This is a genomic window from Coleofasciculus sp. F4-SAH-05, from assembly GCF_040222985.1.
Classification (GTDB): domain Bacteria; phylum Cyanobacteriota; class Cyanobacteriia; order Cyanobacteriales; family Coleofasciculaceae; genus Coleofasciculus; species Coleofasciculus chthonoplastes.
Window position 1 is genome coordinate 23,671 of the sequence record NZ_JAVKBY010000051.1, and the last position, 15,758, is coordinate 39,428.

13 protein-coding genes and 1 pseudogene are annotated in these 15,758 nt (G+C 46.0%); 11 read left to right on the forward strand and 3 right to left on the reverse strand.

Annotated features, from left to right (window positions below):
- Window positions 1-315: 315 nt before the first annotated feature.
- Window positions 316-1,215, reverse strand: a complete 900-nt coding sequence (gene rsmH / locus RIG27_RS05525; protein WP_446343188.1) for a 16S rRNA (cytosine(1402)-N(4))-methyltransferase RsmH — start codon at window positions 1,213-1,215, stop codon at window positions 316-318.
- A gap of 77 nt (window positions 1,216-1,292) precedes the next feature.
- On the opposite strand from rsmH, the pseudogene RIG27_RS05530 reads away from it, so the two are divergent.
- The 7 genes and pseudogenes from RIG27_RS05530 to RIG27_RS05560 form a co-directional block, all read left to right on the forward strand.
- Window positions 1,293-1,571, forward strand: a pseudogene (locus tag RIG27_RS05530) (hypothetical protein); the annotation flags it as partial.
- Complete coding sequence (locus RIG27_RS05535) at window positions 1,552-2,736, forward strand: NAD(P)H-quinone oxidoreductase subunit H (protein WP_446341215.1); 1,185 nt, start codon at window positions 1,552-1,554, stop codon at window positions 2,734-2,736. The pseudogene RIG27_RS05530 and the gene RIG27_RS05535, both read left to right, overlap by 20 nt.
- Window positions 2,737-2,971: 235 nt before the next feature.
- The gene (locus RIG27_RS05540) at window positions 2,972-3,583 is read left to right on the forward strand and encodes a hypothetical protein (RefSeq protein ID WP_446343191.1); all 612 of its coding nucleotides are present in this window, start codon (window positions 2,972-2,974) and stop codon (window positions 3,581-3,583) included.
- Window positions 3,584-4,028: 445 nt separating this feature from the next.
- Window positions 4,029-4,664 carry a hypothetical protein gene (locus RIG27_RS05545; RefSeq protein WP_446343193.1) on the forward strand — a complete coding sequence of 212 codons (636 nt, stop codon included), beginning with the start codon at window positions 4,029-4,031 and terminating at the stop codon, window positions 4,662-4,664.
- A gap of 327 nt (window positions 4,665-4,991) precedes the next feature.
- Window positions 4,992-5,282 (forward strand): GIY-YIG nuclease family protein, encoded by a 291-nt coding sequence (locus tag RIG27_RS05550; protein ID WP_446343195.1) that lies wholly within the window; start codon window positions 4,992-4,994, stop codon window positions 5,280-5,282.
- 458 nt (window positions 5,283-5,740) lie between these two features.
- On the forward strand, window positions 5,741-8,593 hold the full coding sequence (locus tag RIG27_RS05555; protein WP_446343197.1) for an NACHT domain-containing protein: 2,853 nt from the start codon (window positions 5,741-5,743) through the stop codon (window positions 8,591-8,593).
- A gap of 192 nt (window positions 8,594-8,785) precedes the next feature.
- Complete coding sequence (locus RIG27_RS05560) at window positions 8,786-9,406, forward strand: restriction endonuclease subunit R (protein WP_446343199.1); 621 nt, start codon at window positions 8,786-8,788, stop codon at window positions 9,404-9,406.
- A gap of 105 nt (window positions 9,407-9,511) precedes the next feature.
- On the opposite strand, the gene RIG27_RS05565 is transcribed toward RIG27_RS05560, so the two are convergent.
- Window positions 9,512-9,646 carry a hypothetical protein gene (locus RIG27_RS05565; RefSeq protein WP_446343202.1) on the reverse strand — a complete coding sequence of 45 codons (135 nt, stop codon included), beginning with the start codon at window positions 9,644-9,646 and terminating at the stop codon, window positions 9,512-9,514.
- A gap of 675 nt (window positions 9,647-10,321) precedes the next feature.
- Here RIG27_RS05565 and RIG27_RS05570 point away from each other — a divergent pair.
- The 4 genes from RIG27_RS05570 to rpsU all read left to right on the forward strand — a co-directional run bounded on the left by RIG27_RS05570 (window position 10,322) and on the right by rpsU (window position 13,078).
- Window positions 10,322-11,269 (forward strand): putative 2-dehydropantoate 2-reductase, encoded by a 948-nt coding sequence (locus RIG27_RS05570; RefSeq protein ID WP_446343204.1) that lies wholly within the window; start codon window positions 10,322-10,324, stop codon window positions 11,267-11,269.
- 787 nt (window positions 11,270-12,056) lie between these two features.
- Window positions 12,057-12,347: an RNA recognition motif domain-containing protein gene (locus RIG27_RS05575; protein ID WP_446339857.1), complete on the forward strand. Its 291-nt coding sequence runs from the start codon at window positions 12,057-12,059 to the stop codon at window positions 12,345-12,347.
- Window positions 12,348-12,465: 118 nt separating this feature from the next.
- Window positions 12,466-12,618 (forward strand): hypothetical protein, encoded by a 153-nt coding sequence (locus RIG27_RS05580; protein ID WP_446343206.1) that lies wholly within the window; start codon window positions 12,466-12,468, stop codon window positions 12,616-12,618.
- Between the two features lie 268 nt (window positions 12,619-12,886).
- Window positions 12,887-13,078: a 30S ribosomal protein S21 gene (gene rpsU / locus RIG27_RS05585; RefSeq protein ID WP_006103066.1), complete on the forward strand. Its 192-nt coding sequence runs from the start codon at window positions 12,887-12,889 to the stop codon at window positions 13,076-13,078.
- Between the two features lie 225 nt (window positions 13,079-13,303).
- On the opposite strand, the gene RIG27_RS05590 is transcribed toward rpsU, so the two are convergent.
- Window positions 13,304-15,712 carry a VIT domain-containing protein gene (locus RIG27_RS05590; RefSeq protein ID WP_446343208.1) on the reverse strand — a complete coding sequence of 803 codons (2,409 nt, stop codon included), beginning with the start codon at window positions 15,710-15,712 and terminating at the stop codon, window positions 13,304-13,306.
- Window positions 15,713-15,758: the final 46 nt, after the last annotated feature.

Below are 15,758 nucleotides of genomic sequence, written 5' to 3' on the forward strand. Positions count from 1 at the left end.
TTCACCTTAAGCTGCCTCAGAGTAGAACTCCCTGGTGTCAGATTAAGTTTGGCTGGATGCATCTGCCCTGATATTTCTTCGCCAGAGTGACATGTTCAGCAATTTTTCAGCAACATCTGCTTATTGACACCAACTTGGGGATAAAAAGAACAGTAGATTGGTGACGATAAGGACGTCGCCACCTGTTTGTATCTTAGAACACTAACTTCGTCTTTGCCGTTGACAAAATAGTCATACTATGCATTGAAAAAGCAGAGTATTCTAGTCTGATTTTCCCAATCCAGTACCAGCGCCCATAGGATGACTCGACTGACTCTAGCCCTGTAGTCTCTTGTCCCTTAAAAGACGCTCAGCCAATCTCAACTTGGCAGAACGAGCGCGGGGGTTTTCATCCCGTTCCGAGGGTTGTGGAGTTATGGGTTTTTTGGTAAGCACCCGCAATATTGGTGAATCCCGCAAGTGGTGTTTAACCAGACGGTCTTCCAAGCTGTGAAAACTAATAATACCAATTCTGCCGCCTGGTTTTAACCAAGTTGGCGCAGAATTGAGAAATTTTTCCAGAGCAGATAACTCTTGGTTAACGGTAATGCGGAGAGCTTGAAAGGTGCGCGTGGCGGGGTGAATCCGACCATAACGGTATTTTTTGGGAACCGATCGCGCGATCACCTCGGCTAATTGGGTGGTTGTCTCAAAGGGGCGGCGTTCCACAATTGCCCGGGCAATCCGCCGGGATAAGCGTTCCTCACCATACTCATAAATAATGTTTGCCAGTTGGGTTTCATCCCAGTGATTAACAATCTGGGCGGCGGTTAAGGATTGGCGTTGATCCATCCGCATATCCAGATTAGCTGGATGGCGAAAACTAAAGCCGCGCGAGGGAACATCCAGTTGAGCCGAACTAACACCTAAATCAGCAACAATGCCATCAAATAACGAGTCTGGCGGTTGATAGTCCACAAAATTCCCCCGCCAAAATTGGATGCGATCGCGATCGGGGGCTAACCGGGCTTCTGCTGCTGCGATCGCGTGAGCATCTTGGTCAATAGCGGTGACACGGACATCCGGGTTAGCCGATAGAATTAACTCACTATGTCCACCGCCACCCACCGTCGCGTCCAAATAATGCCCACCTGGACGAATCGTTAATCCGGCGATTAACTCCTGACTTAGTACTGAACGATGAAAAAACTGCGTCGCTGGTGCGTCAAACTCCATATAATTAAATAAATGCAATAAAAGTAAACATAAGCGAAGCAATCAGCGATGAGCAATAAAGGCTGTCAATTAAGCTATACCCATTACACAAGCTCACATCTTATCTAGCCAAAAACCACAGCATGATAGGAATAGAAAATCTTAATGTGTTAGGCATGATGGCTAATCACCAGTCATCGTTTAAGAAGCGAGCAAGCCGCCAGTTAGGTGGGGGAGAGCCTGTGGACTGGGAAGGTGCCGACACCGCCAGAATGAAACAGGAAGTAAGCACCAGATATGTCCACAAGTGGGCAGATTTGGGTATGTCTTATGTAACGGAAACCAAAATACATCACTATGGCACAAATCGAAACTAGAACCGACCCAATGGTTCTCAACTTGGGTCCTCATCATCCGTCCATGCACGGCGTTCTCCGCTTAATCGTCACTTTAGACGGGGAGGATGTGATTGATTGTGAACCGGTTATCGGCTACCTGCATCGCGGTATGGAGAAAATAGCCGAGAACCGCACCAATATTATGTATGTCCCTTATGTGAGTCGGTGGGACTATGCAGCGGGAATGTTTAACGAAGCGATCACCGTTAACGCCCCAGAAAAGTTAGCGGATATTGAGGTACCTAAACGCGCCAGCTATATCCGCGTGATTATGCTGGAGTTGAATCGCATCGCCAATCACCTGCTGTGGTTAGGACCATTTCTGGCTGATGTGGGGGCGCAAACTCCTTTCTTCTACATCTTCCGGGAACGGGAATTAATTTACGACTTGTGGGAAGCCGCCAGCGGACAACGGCTGATTAATAATAATTACTTCCGTATTGGTGGAGTAGCGGTTGATATTCCTTATGGATGGGTTGACAAATGTGAAGACTTTTGCGATTATTTTGCCCCCAAAGTCGATGAATACGAACGCCTAATTACCAACAACCCCATTTTCCGCCGTCGTGTTGAAGGGGTGGGTACGATTACCCGTGACGAAGCAATTAACTGGGGACTTTCAGGTCCGATGTTACGGGGTTCAGGCGTGAAGTGGGACTTGCGGAAAGTTGACCACTATGAATGTTACGACGACTTTGATTGGGACATCCATTGGGAAACCGCTGGGGATTGTCTCGCCCGGTATTTAGTTCGGATTCGGGAAATGCGGGAATCCCTGAAAATTATTCGTCAGGCATTAAAAGGATTGCCCGGTGGTCCTTACGAAAATCTGGAAGCCAAACGTATGGCTGAAGGAAAGAAATCCCAGTGGAATGATTTTGATTATCAGTATAGTGGTAAGAAAATTCCGCCAACCTTTAAGATTCCCCAGGGTGAACACTATGTTCGCTTGGAAAGTGGCAAGGGAGAATTGGGAATTTTCATTATCGGGGATGATAATATCTTTCCTTGGCGTTGGAAGATTCGTCCACCGGATTTCAATAATTTGCAAATTGTGCCCCAGATTTTGCGGGGAGTCAAGGTAGCAGATATTATGGCGATTCTCGGTAGTGTTGACGTAATCATGGGTTCAGTAGACCGCTGATTCGTTATAGTCATTTGTCTTATGTCATTTGTCCTTTGTAAGGGTTTGAGGCTTGTTGTTTTCTTTTGTCTGACTACTTAGGACTTTCGGCACCATTGTAGAGACGCGCCATGGCGCGTCTCTACAATGATGTGTCTTAACCGCTATGGCGATTGCTAGATAATGGTGTTGTTGAGGCGATCAGTTGATGCTATAGTATTTTTGAGAAACATCAAGTTAACAATGGAGATGATAAATGCCTTTCACTGGTTATCAAAACCTGGCAATGGTTATCAAAGCTTTTGAGTTAACTTACAAAGAAAACAATTTTATTGTACAATCTGAATTTATAGTAAACGATTACTTCAAGCAAAGGCTTGAAATCCTTTTAACAGAAGGCGTGGTTGATAATTCAGAAGCAGCGATTTGCGAAAACTTAATCGCACCAATTTTAACCGAAGTTTGGTTAGAGTATAAGGAAAAGTGGTTGCTTTGGAGTCATCACAGTTTGATTTATAATGAAGATTTATCAGGAGTACCCGATTATCTTTTAGCTCATAAATCTCCTCTCGGTAAGATAGTATTTGAACAGCCTTTTTTTGTGGCTATAGAGGCAAAAAAAGATGATTTTACCGCTGGTTGGGGACAATGCGGGGCGGAAATGGTAGCTTGCCAAAAAATTAATGGAATTGAAGGGCAGACGATTTTTGGGATAGTATCCAACGGCAAAATATGGGAATTTGGCAAATTGAGCGATCGGTTATTTACAAAAAATATTAAATCTTACACAATTTACGAATTAGAGCAATTATTTAAAGCCGTTAATTACGTTTTTGAGCAATGTCAATTACAAGTGATTGACCCGTAATAAAAAGACAGCGACAGATGATCAGGGCGGGTTTTGAATTGACGTTATTATCAATAGCGAAACAGAATTCCCTAAACCCGCCCCTACAGACGCGATGCACGAAACGTCTTTAACCGTAAAATCTATTGTTTCTAATGCAGCCACTCCTAATGCTTGTATGAAAGCATTTTTGAATAAATCATTCATTATATTATTATGATTTTTGAATTAGGCAATTTTATTATAACTGAGATAACATAGCATTGGCAATAATCCTAAGTGACCGGAAGGTGAGCCGTCAACCTTATTACCAAATTGGAGCCAGCTTTTATGCGATCGCTAAACCTTGTTTGGTATAGTTTTATACATTTAATCCCGTAGCTCCGAGTCGAGTGATAGAGGCGGGTTAGACTTGATATAGAAAGCCTAAACACTTTTCGTTTCTGTGATAAAGAAGGTTATAAAAATGGATGAAGTTGTCAAAAAAATTGCCGCGTTGGGATTACCTGGGGTGATTCTGGTGGTAACAATGGCGGCGACAGGATTGACGGGGGCGGCGGCGATTACGGCAGCTTTAGCATTGCTGGGGGGTCCGGCGGGAATGTTAGGCGGAATTGCGGTTTTGGGATTGACGGGATTGATTACGGATGCGTTAGCTGAGGTGGGGCTTGAGGATTTACTCACGGCGATTTATTGTCAGCGGCGTCAGCGTGAACCTCATGGGAGGTTGATTGAGGAGATTGAAGCGCTGTCACTCTTTGATGGGGATATTAAGGATAGGTTAAAAGCGACAATAACGGATGGGTGTGGTTGTGATACTGTGGTGGATGCTTACTTAACCGATGTGACTCAAGACGCGATCGCAATTTTAGAACGGGTTCCAGGTATGACTCCTGCACATCACCGGGATTTTAAGCAATCTCATCCGATTATTCGACTCAGGGATGGTGCAGCGTTGAGAACATGGAAAAATCCCTTGGGTGTTGACCATGTTTTTGTGGCGGATAGTCATGACAGAATGGTGTACGGGGGCTATGTAGGCTGGATTCACAGTGAAGGGTTGAATTCTGCGATCGCGCAAATTAGACGAGATTTGACTTAACCTTTATTTTTATCATCTTTTATCTCAAGTGAATTGAGGTAGATGCTGAAACATTTGCAGAGATTCTTCACTCCGCTTCGCTACGTTCAGAATGACACTAATACAGCGCTTTCCTCTGCTATGAGGTACAACATCAATCTAGCAGTTTGAGGGATAGCGGGCTAATACTGTACTCCATAAGAGCGCGAAGCGCTGTATATTGATATAACAATGTCATGCTGAGTGGAGTCCGTAGCGAAGCGAAGGAACGGAACGAAGCATCTCATTACTTAGTTCAAGAGGGAGAGTTTTCACGTCGCCCAAAATTTACTAACTCAATAAAACAAGGTGAATACTTATTACGTCTACATAATGACGAATCGTTCAAAGACGCTTTATACTGGCGTAACAAATGATTTATATCGTCGCGTATACGAACATAAACAAAAGTTGATTCCTGGATTTACTCAAAAATATAATATTAATCGACTCGTTTATTATCAGGAAACATCTGACGTTAGGGAAGCAATCACCCGTGAAAAGCAAATTAAAGGGTGGTTACGTGCTAAAAAGATTGCTTTGATTGAATCGATCAATCCTCAATGGCGTGATTTGAGTGCAGATTGGTTTGAGACGTAGAGAACATGAGGGTGATCAGTGATGTATTTTGCCAGAAAGTCTTCATTGTGCGATCGCTCCCCCAAGAATGACACGATTCGACTTAAAATAGGTTAGGCTTTGCTATTCACTTCCTTTGGGGGTAAGCTCGGATGGGACGCGACACATTTGTAGAGATTCTTCGTTCCGCTTCGCTCCACTCAGAATGACAGTATTGGATTCCACTCAGAATGACAGTATTGGGTTCAGGGATGAAAAGCTGGAATCCTAACGGATATAATTATAGGATCATAGTATAGCGATCTGCTTTGAGTCGTGAGTTAAGACAATCCAGACTAAACGCGATCGCAACTTCCATAAGTTACATAGATCCTGACTTCACCCAGATTCGTTCGTAGTCGGCACGAAGCGTGCCATCAAGTCAGCGCTATAACTTTTCAGCTTGATACAAAACCGCTTTAATCAACAGGGGTACGAATATGATAAGTTCTCAAGATACCCAAACCGAGGACACTCGCCCACTGAACCGTGATCCGAAAATCGAATCCGTTTGCCAGTTTCTGGAGGATATCGAATCCCATTTTAAATATAAAACCCTTTTACATACCCAACACCCGATTCCCCGTAAATCTCTCTATATCCCAATTCAAGTTACCCGCGAACGCAATTATCGCCATGAGGTGGAAACCTTCTGGGGCTACGCAGAATCAGAAGCTGAACTGAAACGCGCTTATGCGATAAAAAATCGCGACGTAGAAGCAAAGCGTTATCGCGTTCCCTGGGAACAGGCAAAGAAAAACTATCAGCGCCTGATGGTTTTGGCTGATCCGGGAATGGGGAAAAGTGCGCTATTGCGACGAGAAGCCGCATGGATGGCGGCGAGTGAACGGCAAAAATTGGTGGATGCTCAAATTACCGTCGAGGATGTTGTTTTTCCCTTGTTTATCCGCTTAGTGGATTTACATGAAACCGCAGATGATATCACGGTCGCGATCGCATCCCTGGTTCAACGGGATTATCCCACAACCTGGGCGGATATTCAACCCTGGTTACAGGCAAAATTGCGTCAGGGAAAATGTCTGTTGTTGTTCAATGCTTTAGATGAAGTTCCCAAACGCGATCGCAATGCGTTAGCCACGAAACTGAACCAATTCCTGGAAACCCATCCCTGTCCGATTATTTGTACCTCTCGGATTGTCGGGTATGGTGGCGCGTTTATTAATGGGGCAAAGGAAGTGGAAATTATTCCACTGAGTCAACCCCAGATTGAACGATTTATTCACGCCTGGTTTAAACATGGCACGGATTCAGAAAAAGACGGGATTTCCGCTGACAGCTTAATTGAACAACTGCGACAAAATCCCCAACTGCGCGGCTTGGCACAAAATCCCCGATTACTTTATTTACTGTGCAGCTTATATTATGAGCAAGTCCTCACCTTACCCGCCCGTCGCAGTCAAATTTATCAGAAAACTGTCGAGTATCTCCTGAGTCAATGGACGCATCATCGGGCGGAAGAGAGTGGGGTTAAAATTCGCTTATTGGAAGACCTAGCTTATCAGTTTACCTGTAAAGGGCAAGATGTGTTTGATTCCCAGGAATTGAAACAGGAAATCGCTAACGCCCTAAACCAGGATCAGGCGTTAGAACCCTTAAGCCAACAAACCCCCGCCCAACTCTTGGTACAACTGTCTGGAGAACAGGGGATTCTGCATCGATTGACTCAAGAAGGCGATCGTTATGTGTTTATTCACCGAATTACCCAGGATTATTTAACCGCCTGTTATTTGCAGCGGGTGATTCAAGAGAATCCCAGTCAGGGTATGGCATTGGTGAAAGCCCATTTGTGGGATTATGATTGGCATCAAAGCATCAGTCTCCTGGCGGGATTAATGGATGATCCGATTCCGTTACTCGCCTGCATTACTCAGGAAAAAGATGATATATTCTCGACGCTACTCTTATTAACTGGACGTGCGATCGCTGAATGTGATCAATTGTCTCATCCCTTAATCACAGAGGTGATTGACCACATTTATGACTTGTGGCACCATTACCCCTTCGTCGGCTTCATTGCTTCTACCGTTGTCGCCTTAGGACAAACCAATTCCCAGATGGCGGAAAAATTGCAGCAGGACTTGGATGAGAAACAGTATTATACCCGCAAGGATTTCGTCGCTGCGTTAATTGCCGCCTTGGGTCAAATTGGTAGTCCCTCCGCCGTCGCTACGTTAATTAAAGCCCTAAATCAGGGACCTTGGTATGTGCGCGGGGAAGCCGCTACCGCCTTGGGTTATATTGGCGATGCCGAAACCGTGAAAGCCTTAATCCCCGCCCTCCGGGATGAGGATACCGTGGTTCGGGGTGAAGCAGCGGCGGCGATGGGGCGAATTGGGACATCGGCGGCGATACAGGCGTTAATTGTTGCCCTCCATGATACTGATAGTTATGTCCGGGGGGAAGCGGCGATGGCGTTGGCGCAGATTGGTACACCAGAAGCCTTGCAGGAATTGGTTAAGGTGCTCAATCACCCGGATAGCTTTGTTCGTTGGCAAGCCAGTGGCGCGATTCACCTGGAAAATCCCACGGTAGTGCAGGCGTTAATCCAGGCTTTGAATCATCCCCAGAATCAGATTCGCGAAGAAGCGGCGATGGTATTGGGGAAAATTGCCACAAGGGAAACCCTGGAGGCGTTAATTCCAGCACTGCAAGATGCTGATCCGGTGGTGCGAGAAGAAGCGGCGGAGGCTTTGGCGCGATCGGGGAATCCTCAGACGTTGGAGGTGTTAATTCCGGCGTTAGAGGATACTGATCCGGTGGTGCGTCAGGAAGCAGCGGCGGCGTTAGGGCGGATGGGGACAACTCCGGCGTTAACCGCGTTAATCCCGATTCTTCAGGATCAGGATAAGCGAGTGCGAAAACAGGGGATTGAGTCATTGGGGAGAATTGGTACTCCAGCGGCGCTACAGGCGTTAATTCCCCTATTAAAAGATAGCGATGGCGATATCCGAGGCGCAACGGCGACAGCCTTGGGACGTATAGGTACTGCACCCGCATTGCAGGCATTAATGCCCTTGCTTAAGGATAATGATTGGTTTGTCCGGGAGCAAGCGGCAATGGCATTAAGTCGGATTGGTACACCGCAGACATTGGAGGCGTTATTGCAATTCCCGACAACTGAGATTGAACGCCCGGAAATCTTGACCTTGATTCGCACGTTGGCGGTGCGGTTTAGTCGGGAGAAGTCCCCATTGGTGCCGGTGTATCCGGAGTTGGTGGGAGCTATGGGGGGATTCCGTCGGTTAGGGCGGAAATTGAGTGGGAAGCGATGAAGCCGAGGTGCAGAGGTGCAGAGGGGCGGAGGGGATAGAATTTAGAACGTAGTCGGGGCGGGTTTAGTGGTATTGGGGTCAAAAACCCTAATCGTGAAACCCGCCTCTACGTCATTCGCCCCGTCTCAAACCAATTCGCGATCGCAGGATACCAATGGATAAGATTAGCCGACTAAGTAGGGGGAAAGACAGATGGTTCAAACGATTCAATCCAGAGATGTTACCCTGCGAGAACTAAGGACTAATTTTGGTCTGCAACTCACCCATGCTCCGCAATTTTTTCCAGAGTGGCAAGGGAATCTGCCCGAAATTACTGAGTTGCAACACCAACAGCTTGATCAGGTGAAAGCTGGATATTTTAACTTGCTCAATTATCCGCCCATGCTGGAAGGCGTGGTGAGAATGGCAATTCTTGACCCCTTGCTGTTTATTGGGGGATTTTACTTAGCCCCTTTTCATATCAAAGCGGAAAAATCGGTAAAGATTGCCACAGAAGATGAGGAGACAATTATTACGGGAACTCTGGATGTTTTGGTTTTAAAGGATACCGTCTGGGTGATGGTGATTGAATCTAAACAAGTGGAGTTTTCGATTGAAGCGGGATTAGCACAAATTTTGTCTTATATGTTGGCAAATCCTAATCAGGAACAGCCGAGTTTTGGCATGATTACTACCGGAGGGAGTGTTATTTTTCTGAAAGTGATACCTGGAGAGTCGCCCCAGTATGGGTTGTCCCGGTTATTCTCGCTGCTGAATCCGGGTAATGATTTATATACGGTGCTGAAGATTTTAAAGCAGTTGGCTCGATTTTAAACCTTAGTCAGGGCGGGTTTAGTTATTTATAGGTGAAGTCAAAAACGGTAATCGTGAAACCCGCCCCTACGTAATACCAAATTCTGTAGGGGCGACCCGCTTGGCTTAATTAACAACACCACTCCATTCAATTAGGTCGGGTCGCCCTATTCTCGCGATCGCACTCTCGGTTATCAGGGTTGAATGGATGTGCGATCGCGTCTCCAGATACAGATAGATGGGAAGCCAACCTTGATTCATCCCTGATACCCAAACCAAAACCCCAATCATCCTCCTGTAGGGGCGACCCGCTTGGTTTAATTAACAATACTATTCCATTTAATGCGATCGGGTCGCCCTGTTCTAGCGATCGCACCCTCGGTTATTGGGGTTGAATGGATGTGCGATCGCGTCTTCAGATACAGATAGATAAGAATAGGGGATCGCTATCTCAAATCCGAAAACTGTATGTATGAACTGGTACAGATTGCCAACAATGGCGAATTCTACAACAGAATCTTCCCAATTGTCCTATCTGACGCCAAGATTTATGACCCAATTGACCGTGCTGATTAGATCATTCACTGGCAAGAACAAATCGATAAACTTGAAAACAAAATAAAACTAATCACCTCTTCCGCCAACCTCCCCAGTTTACGAAGTTCGATTGACGAATACACCGAGATTCGCGCCACAATCGATGGACTCACCGATACTCTACAAAACATGAACACCCTCACCCCCGATATTCACAGCGAATCGGGGTTTAATATTTTAATTAACGCGATTCAACAGCAAATTTATAAATAATCATTCACTTGTAGGGGCAGGTTTAGGGATACAATAAATAAATGGGGATACCGATAACTTACCCACAAAACCCGCCCGGATTCTTGTAGGGGCGGGTTCCGTTACTATTATCAAAGGATTCAGCCTATGGGAAGACAATACGCCGTCATCGGTACAGGCGCGATCGGAGGATTTTACGGCGCTTGCTTGCAAAAAGCTGGACTCGATGTCCATTTTCTCCTCCGGCGTGATTATGACTATGTAAAGCAGCATGGTTTGGCAATTTCGTCAACCTGGGGAGACTTCACTTTACCCCAGGTTAATGCCTATAACCAGGTCAAAGAAATGCCCCCTTGTGATGTCGTTTTAATCGCCCTCAAAACCACCCAAAATCATCTCCTCCCGCACCTGCTTCCGCCTCTGCTCAAACCTGGAACTGTGGTGATTACGTTACAAAATGGGTTAGGGGTTGAACCTGAAATTGCCGCCATAGTCGGGGAAACGGTGGAAGTATTAGGGGGACTCTGCTTTGTCTGTTCTAATAAAATTGGTTTGGGTCAAATTCACCATCTCGATTATGGTCAAATCCAGCTAGGTGCTTATGGAAATAACCACCAACCTCAAGGAATTACGCCAACAATGCGTCAGATTGCGGCTGACTTTGAGCAAGCCAATATTCCGATTCAGCTTGCGGAGAATTTACTCCTCGCCCGGTGGAAAAAATTGGTGTGGAATATTCCCTATAATGGTTTATCTGTCGTCTTAGATGCCACAACTGATGCGATGATGAAAGATAGTCATGGGTATCAGCTATCGGAACAACTGATGCGAGAGGTTGTAGCCGGGGCGGCGGGGTATAGTTTAGAGATAAAGGAGAGCTTTATTCAAAAGATGTTGGATTATACGATGAAAATGAAACCCTATCGTACCAGTATGAAAATTGACTATGATTGTCATCGCCCCTTGGAAGTCGAAGCCATGTTTGGCAACCCAATGCGGGCGGCGCAAGCGGTTGGGGTGGCGGTTCCCAAAATAACCATGCTCTACCAACAATTAAAATTTTTGGATGCCAGAAATATCACGATTGAGGATTAGGAATTGGCAAAGTCTTTCGCTCAAAAGTATAGCGCTACACGCCAGGGAATAGTGAATGGGCAATAGTGAAGACAAAAGCTTACCTTACCAGGGATTGAGCGATTTAAATTTTTATTCATTTGTCCTAACCTTAGTGCGTAAGTAGGTTAGTGGAAATAAACTTAACTAGATTAAGTTATGGAAACAAATCTCAAACCCTTACTGTTCCCTGTTCCCTGTTCCCTCCCCTCACCCCCAAACTTATTCAGCAGACCCTATATATTTGTAGGGGCGGGTTTAGGGAATTTTATGTCGCCATTGCTGATAACCTTTATGCAAAACCCGCCCTGACTAAGTTTTGATTTTTGCCCACAATTGCGGCGTGACACAGCTAAAATTGTGGAATAGATTTGACGTTAAATGGGGCGCAAGCCTTGCGCCCCTACGGTTTCTCGACGTAAGCGGTAAAGCCAAACGCTTCAAAAGCACGTCTCTACACATTCCTCTGTTCCCCCGCCGAACCGGACTGGTCAGGTTTGGGTTTTTCAAGCCCCCGACTTATAGTCGTGGGGTTCCTGACATCCTCTGACATCCTCTAAGATTGACTTGCCTGACTATAATCATGGGCAAAATACTGAACTAATATTTGAACCTGATAATATCTTGCCAAACTCCCGCCATCGATGTTAGAGTATATACGGTTGATTTTCGGTAGAGTAAGCTTGTTTCGATTTTTTCGATTTCGATTTTGTCCGCAGGCACTTCTCCGATGTAACTCGCTACAGGTTCAGTAAAAAGGAAGTGCCTTATGTCTATTTACGTTGGTAATTTGTCCTACGATGTCACTCAAGAGGATTTGACGGAAGTATTTGCAGAATACGGTAGCGTCACTCGCGTGAGTGTACCAAAAGATCGTGAAACCGGACGTCCACGAGGGTTCGCCTTTGTGGAGATGGAGTCTGAGTCTAACGAAGACAGTGCTATTGAAACCCTTGATGGTGCTGAATGGATGGGACGCTCAATGAAGGTTAACAAAGCAAGACCACGGGAACGAAGCAATGGGAATCGCGGTGGCGGCTATAACCGTGGCTCTTTTTAACTTAACTGGCGAGGGGTTTGGGGAGCTATAAGTCCCGAACTGTACCCGTGAGGTCAGTGTCGGGATACATGGACTCCCCAACTTCGGGGCATTGAACCCCTACTCAATTGATTGAATCGTGTTAGAGTTGAACCATGATCTAAAAACGTATCCAGGGACTCTGGAGAAGCAAGAAATTGGCTCTCAAGTCGAGGTATCGGGGGCAATGTGCCTAGATAACTGGCGTAGGGGAGCAATGCCTAATAGCGATATTAGGAAGCCCTTATTGTAATCTTCGATTCGATGTTGGGATGATGTCACGTGTGTCATACTGATATCACTACACTCCATGAGAGCGGTGATATATATAAATCGCGCCTTGTGAAAAAACTTGTTCACCGCTATAGCATTAAATGTTTAGCGGTGGGAGTGTCAAAAGCTGATTTCCTTATTTTTCCCTGAAATTTAGGAACGATAAGGAATTAAGTTATTATGGCTTTTGAAATTTGAGGGCAGGTAAATGTCTGCCCTTTTTGTGTTGAGCTTCAAAGGAGATAAGCATGGCTCAAGTTATTATTGGAGAAAATGAAGGAATTGAATCTGGACTTCGGCGATTTAAGCGCAAAGTATCTCGTGCTGGGATTTTCTCAGACATGAAGAAGAACCGCTTTTTTGAAACTCCCTTGGAAAAGCACAAACGCAAGGAAATAGCCAGACACCGACAACAACGTAGATATCGCAAACGGCGGTGATAAATTGCTTGTGTTCTTGACCTTTTCCACTATGTTAGTAAGGCTTCGCAGACCTTAAAAGTCAAAAGCTTTCCCTCAAAGGTGGTGAAGCGTCAAGTGTAGGGGCGGGTTTAGCTACTCAGGTAAGCGGGTTAATGATAACCTCTCAACAAAACCCGCCCTCATTAACGTATTCGTAGGAGTGTTCGCGTTTCCCTGAGTTATTTAACCGACGTTTTAGCGTACCTATGGAACTCGCAAGGTAACTCGAATCGTTCCAGTAACAGATTCTAAAGTAGACCATCCTAAGAGCGATCGCCGAATTGGATCGACAATGGCGTTATCCTGTAAGGTTGACTCGATATCGTCGAGGATCACTCGTTGAACCGCACCATCGCGAATCTGCAACTCAAAGATAATTTCACCAGTGAAACCCTCTGGGAGATTCAAGTATTGTAAATGTTGAGTCAGAGACGCGATCGCATCTTTTTCTTTTTCCGGTTCTAACCCTTCAATCTTCATCACCTCAAGTTGAGCAGAACCTTGGTGGGTTATGTCAGCAGACTCCGACTCAAGCATACTTCCCCCACCGCCTCTAGTTCCCCCAGCTTGTCTAATCCGGGGTATTGCAGCAGGGGAGGTAGGTGCCAAGTTAGCGGTTCCACTCATATTCCCGACATCATCCGCACCAAAAATCCCTTCATAACTCACCCCTTCTGGTAACTCCACCGGAACTTGTACCCGTCGCCGCGTTCCATCGGTTTCCACTCGGACTTCTTCACTCACCGCCACAAATGCCGTATATTGGGATAATAAGCGATAATCCAACGCCGTCTGCGTTACCGCCTCTACACCTGACTTAGTTTCACCGCCAAACATTTGATTGATCAAGTCTTTAATCCGGGCGCGTCCCCACAATTGAGCAATCGCCGGATTATCGGTACTTTGATCAAAATTCACCGATAGAGTTCGTTCATACCGTTGACCCCCCGCCGCCATCCCGGTAATCTTAATCGTGCCATTACGACGGTCTGATTTCCGTCCAAACAAAACCAAAGGCTGATTAGCAAACAAATCGGGTGCAGCTAGGGGATAGATTTGCGTCGATGTCCCCTCTCCTTGCCAAGTCACCTGAATATCTGTTAATACTGGATTATTAATTTGGCGGACGAATATTTCCGCCACCGCCTCCGTGGGTTCATCCTGACGAAGAATTTGGGCTGTACCCCGCCCCACCTCCGCTAAACGGTTCAGCAAGAAGCGATTCACCGAACTCCCGACACCGAAACTATAGAGACGATTACCCGGTTTGATTTGTCGTTGTACTTCAGCAATTACCTCCGATTCATTGCCAATATAGCCATCGGTGAGTAAAACCACACTTCGCAGGCGATTCGGTGCAGATGGCGGGAAGTTTAACACCGCCCGCATCCCATTCATTAATTCTGTACCGCCATTTGCCTGCAACGCATTAATATAATTTAGTGCCTGAGTGCGATTTGGGGCGGTATTGGCTAAAGGTTGCGGCGACAGTTGAGTCGTCGTATTGGCAAAATCGATAATAGTAAACGTATCCTCTGGATTCAACCCATTAATAAAGCGGCGCATCAATTCCTGTGACTTCTGCAACGGTTCACCCCGTTGAGAACCCGATGTATCCATAAGAAAGACGACATCCTTGGGGACAATTTCATTAGGGCGATAGTCTAGGGCGGGGATGAGGTAAAGGGCAAAATGTCCACCCCGTTCATCGGCTTGGGAAAGGATAGTAGCTTGCGTGCGATCGCCTGCGACTTGATAGCGTAAAATTAGGTCTTTGTTGGGAATTGTGTCTTCCCCACCTAACTGTACTTGTACGGTTTCACCTCGGCGTTGGCTGCGAATCTGATGGGAAGGGGAACGCACATCCTGAATCGGTACACCAGCATTAATCTCTACGGTTACATTAATATCATGTCCCGAACGAGTTCCCGGCTTGAGAACTGGGGGAGTAATGCGGGAGGCGTCGGGGACTTGGTTCGTATTTCCACTATTATCCATGGGAGTACCGGGAATATAGCGGGGTCCGACAACCATGGGAAACACAAATTCATAGTCACCGCCCTGAAATTTTAGGCTATCGGTGTAGCGAATCGTGACATCAATCTGTTCTCCGGGTTTGATATTGGCGAGAGACTGAGTAAAAATATTGGCCCCTTCTTGTTCCAGGAGTCCCGCCGTTCGCCCTTCCTGACGCGCCTGTTCGTAAATGGCTTGGGCTTCCTCACGTTTTTTAATCTCCCCTTTAATCGTGCGATCGCCGATTCTAATCTCCATATCATACACCGCAGCCTCATCAGGCAAGGGGAAGACATAGACGGCTTCTAAGGGTTCCGCAAAGGGGTTTTCAAAGGTCTGGGTTACTTCAACCTGAGAGACATTTCCTGTAACTTTGGCATTCACCTCGGTATGCTTGAGGGGAAAGACTTGCTGTTGTCCCTCTTCCGATTGAATGTATAACCCGCCCATAGGACGTTCTTCTTGATTGTTGGCGAGAGTTTGGCTAATCACTCGTGTCGGTATCTTAGCCGGAACTTGACACAAGGCAATAGGGACAACAATGCCAAAGGTACTGGTTAGGCATAAGGTTATGGGTATAGCATAGACAAGCTTCATATTTTGTTAAAAGTGCGAGAGTCTTGAGTTCTGACTACCAGGTAAT

What these genes read in the sequence shown, in the direction of transcription:
- rsmH (WP_446343188.1), bottom strand. Translation starts at nt 1,215, where the DNA reads ATGGAGTTTGACGCACCAGCGACGCAGTTTTTTCATCGTTCAGTACTA.
- RIG27_RS05535 (WP_446341215.1), top strand. Translation starts at nt 1,552, where the DNA reads ATGGCACAAATCGAAACTAGAACCGACCCAATGGTTCTCAACTTGGGT.
- RIG27_RS05540 (WP_446343191.1), top strand. Translation starts at nt 2,972, where the DNA reads ATGCCTTTCACTGGTTATCAAAACCTGGCAATGGTTATCAAAGCTTTT.
- RIG27_RS05545 (WP_446343193.1), top strand. Translation starts at nt 4,029, where the DNA reads ATGGATGAAGTTGTCAAAAAAATTGCCGCGTTGGGATTACCTGGGGTG.
- RIG27_RS05555 (WP_446343197.1), top strand. Translation starts at nt 5,741, where the DNA reads ATGATAAGTTCTCAAGATACCCAAACCGAGGACACTCGCCCACTGAAC.
- RIG27_RS05560 (WP_446343199.1), top strand. Translation starts at nt 8,786, where the DNA reads ATGGTTCAAACGATTCAATCCAGAGATGTTACCCTGCGAGAACTAAGG.
- RIG27_RS05565 (WP_446343202.1), bottom strand. Translation starts at nt 9,646, where the DNA reads ATGAATCAAGGTTGGCTTCCCATCTATCTGTATCTGGAGACGCGATCG.
- RIG27_RS05570 (WP_446343204.1), top strand. Translation starts at nt 10,322, where the DNA reads ATGGGAAGACAATACGCCGTCATCGGTACAGGCGCGATCGGAGGATTT.
- RIG27_RS05575 (WP_446339857.1), top strand. Translation starts at nt 12,057, where the DNA reads ATGTCTATTTACGTTGGTAATTTGTCCTACGATGTCACTCAAGAGGAT.
- rpsU (WP_006103066.1), top strand. Translation starts at nt 12,887, where the DNA reads ATGGCTCAAGTTATTATTGGAGAAAATGAAGGAATTGAATCTGGACTT.
- RIG27_RS05590 (WP_446343208.1), bottom strand. Translation starts at nt 15,712, where the DNA reads ATGAAGCTTGTCTATGCTATACCCATAACCTTATGCCTAACCAGTACC.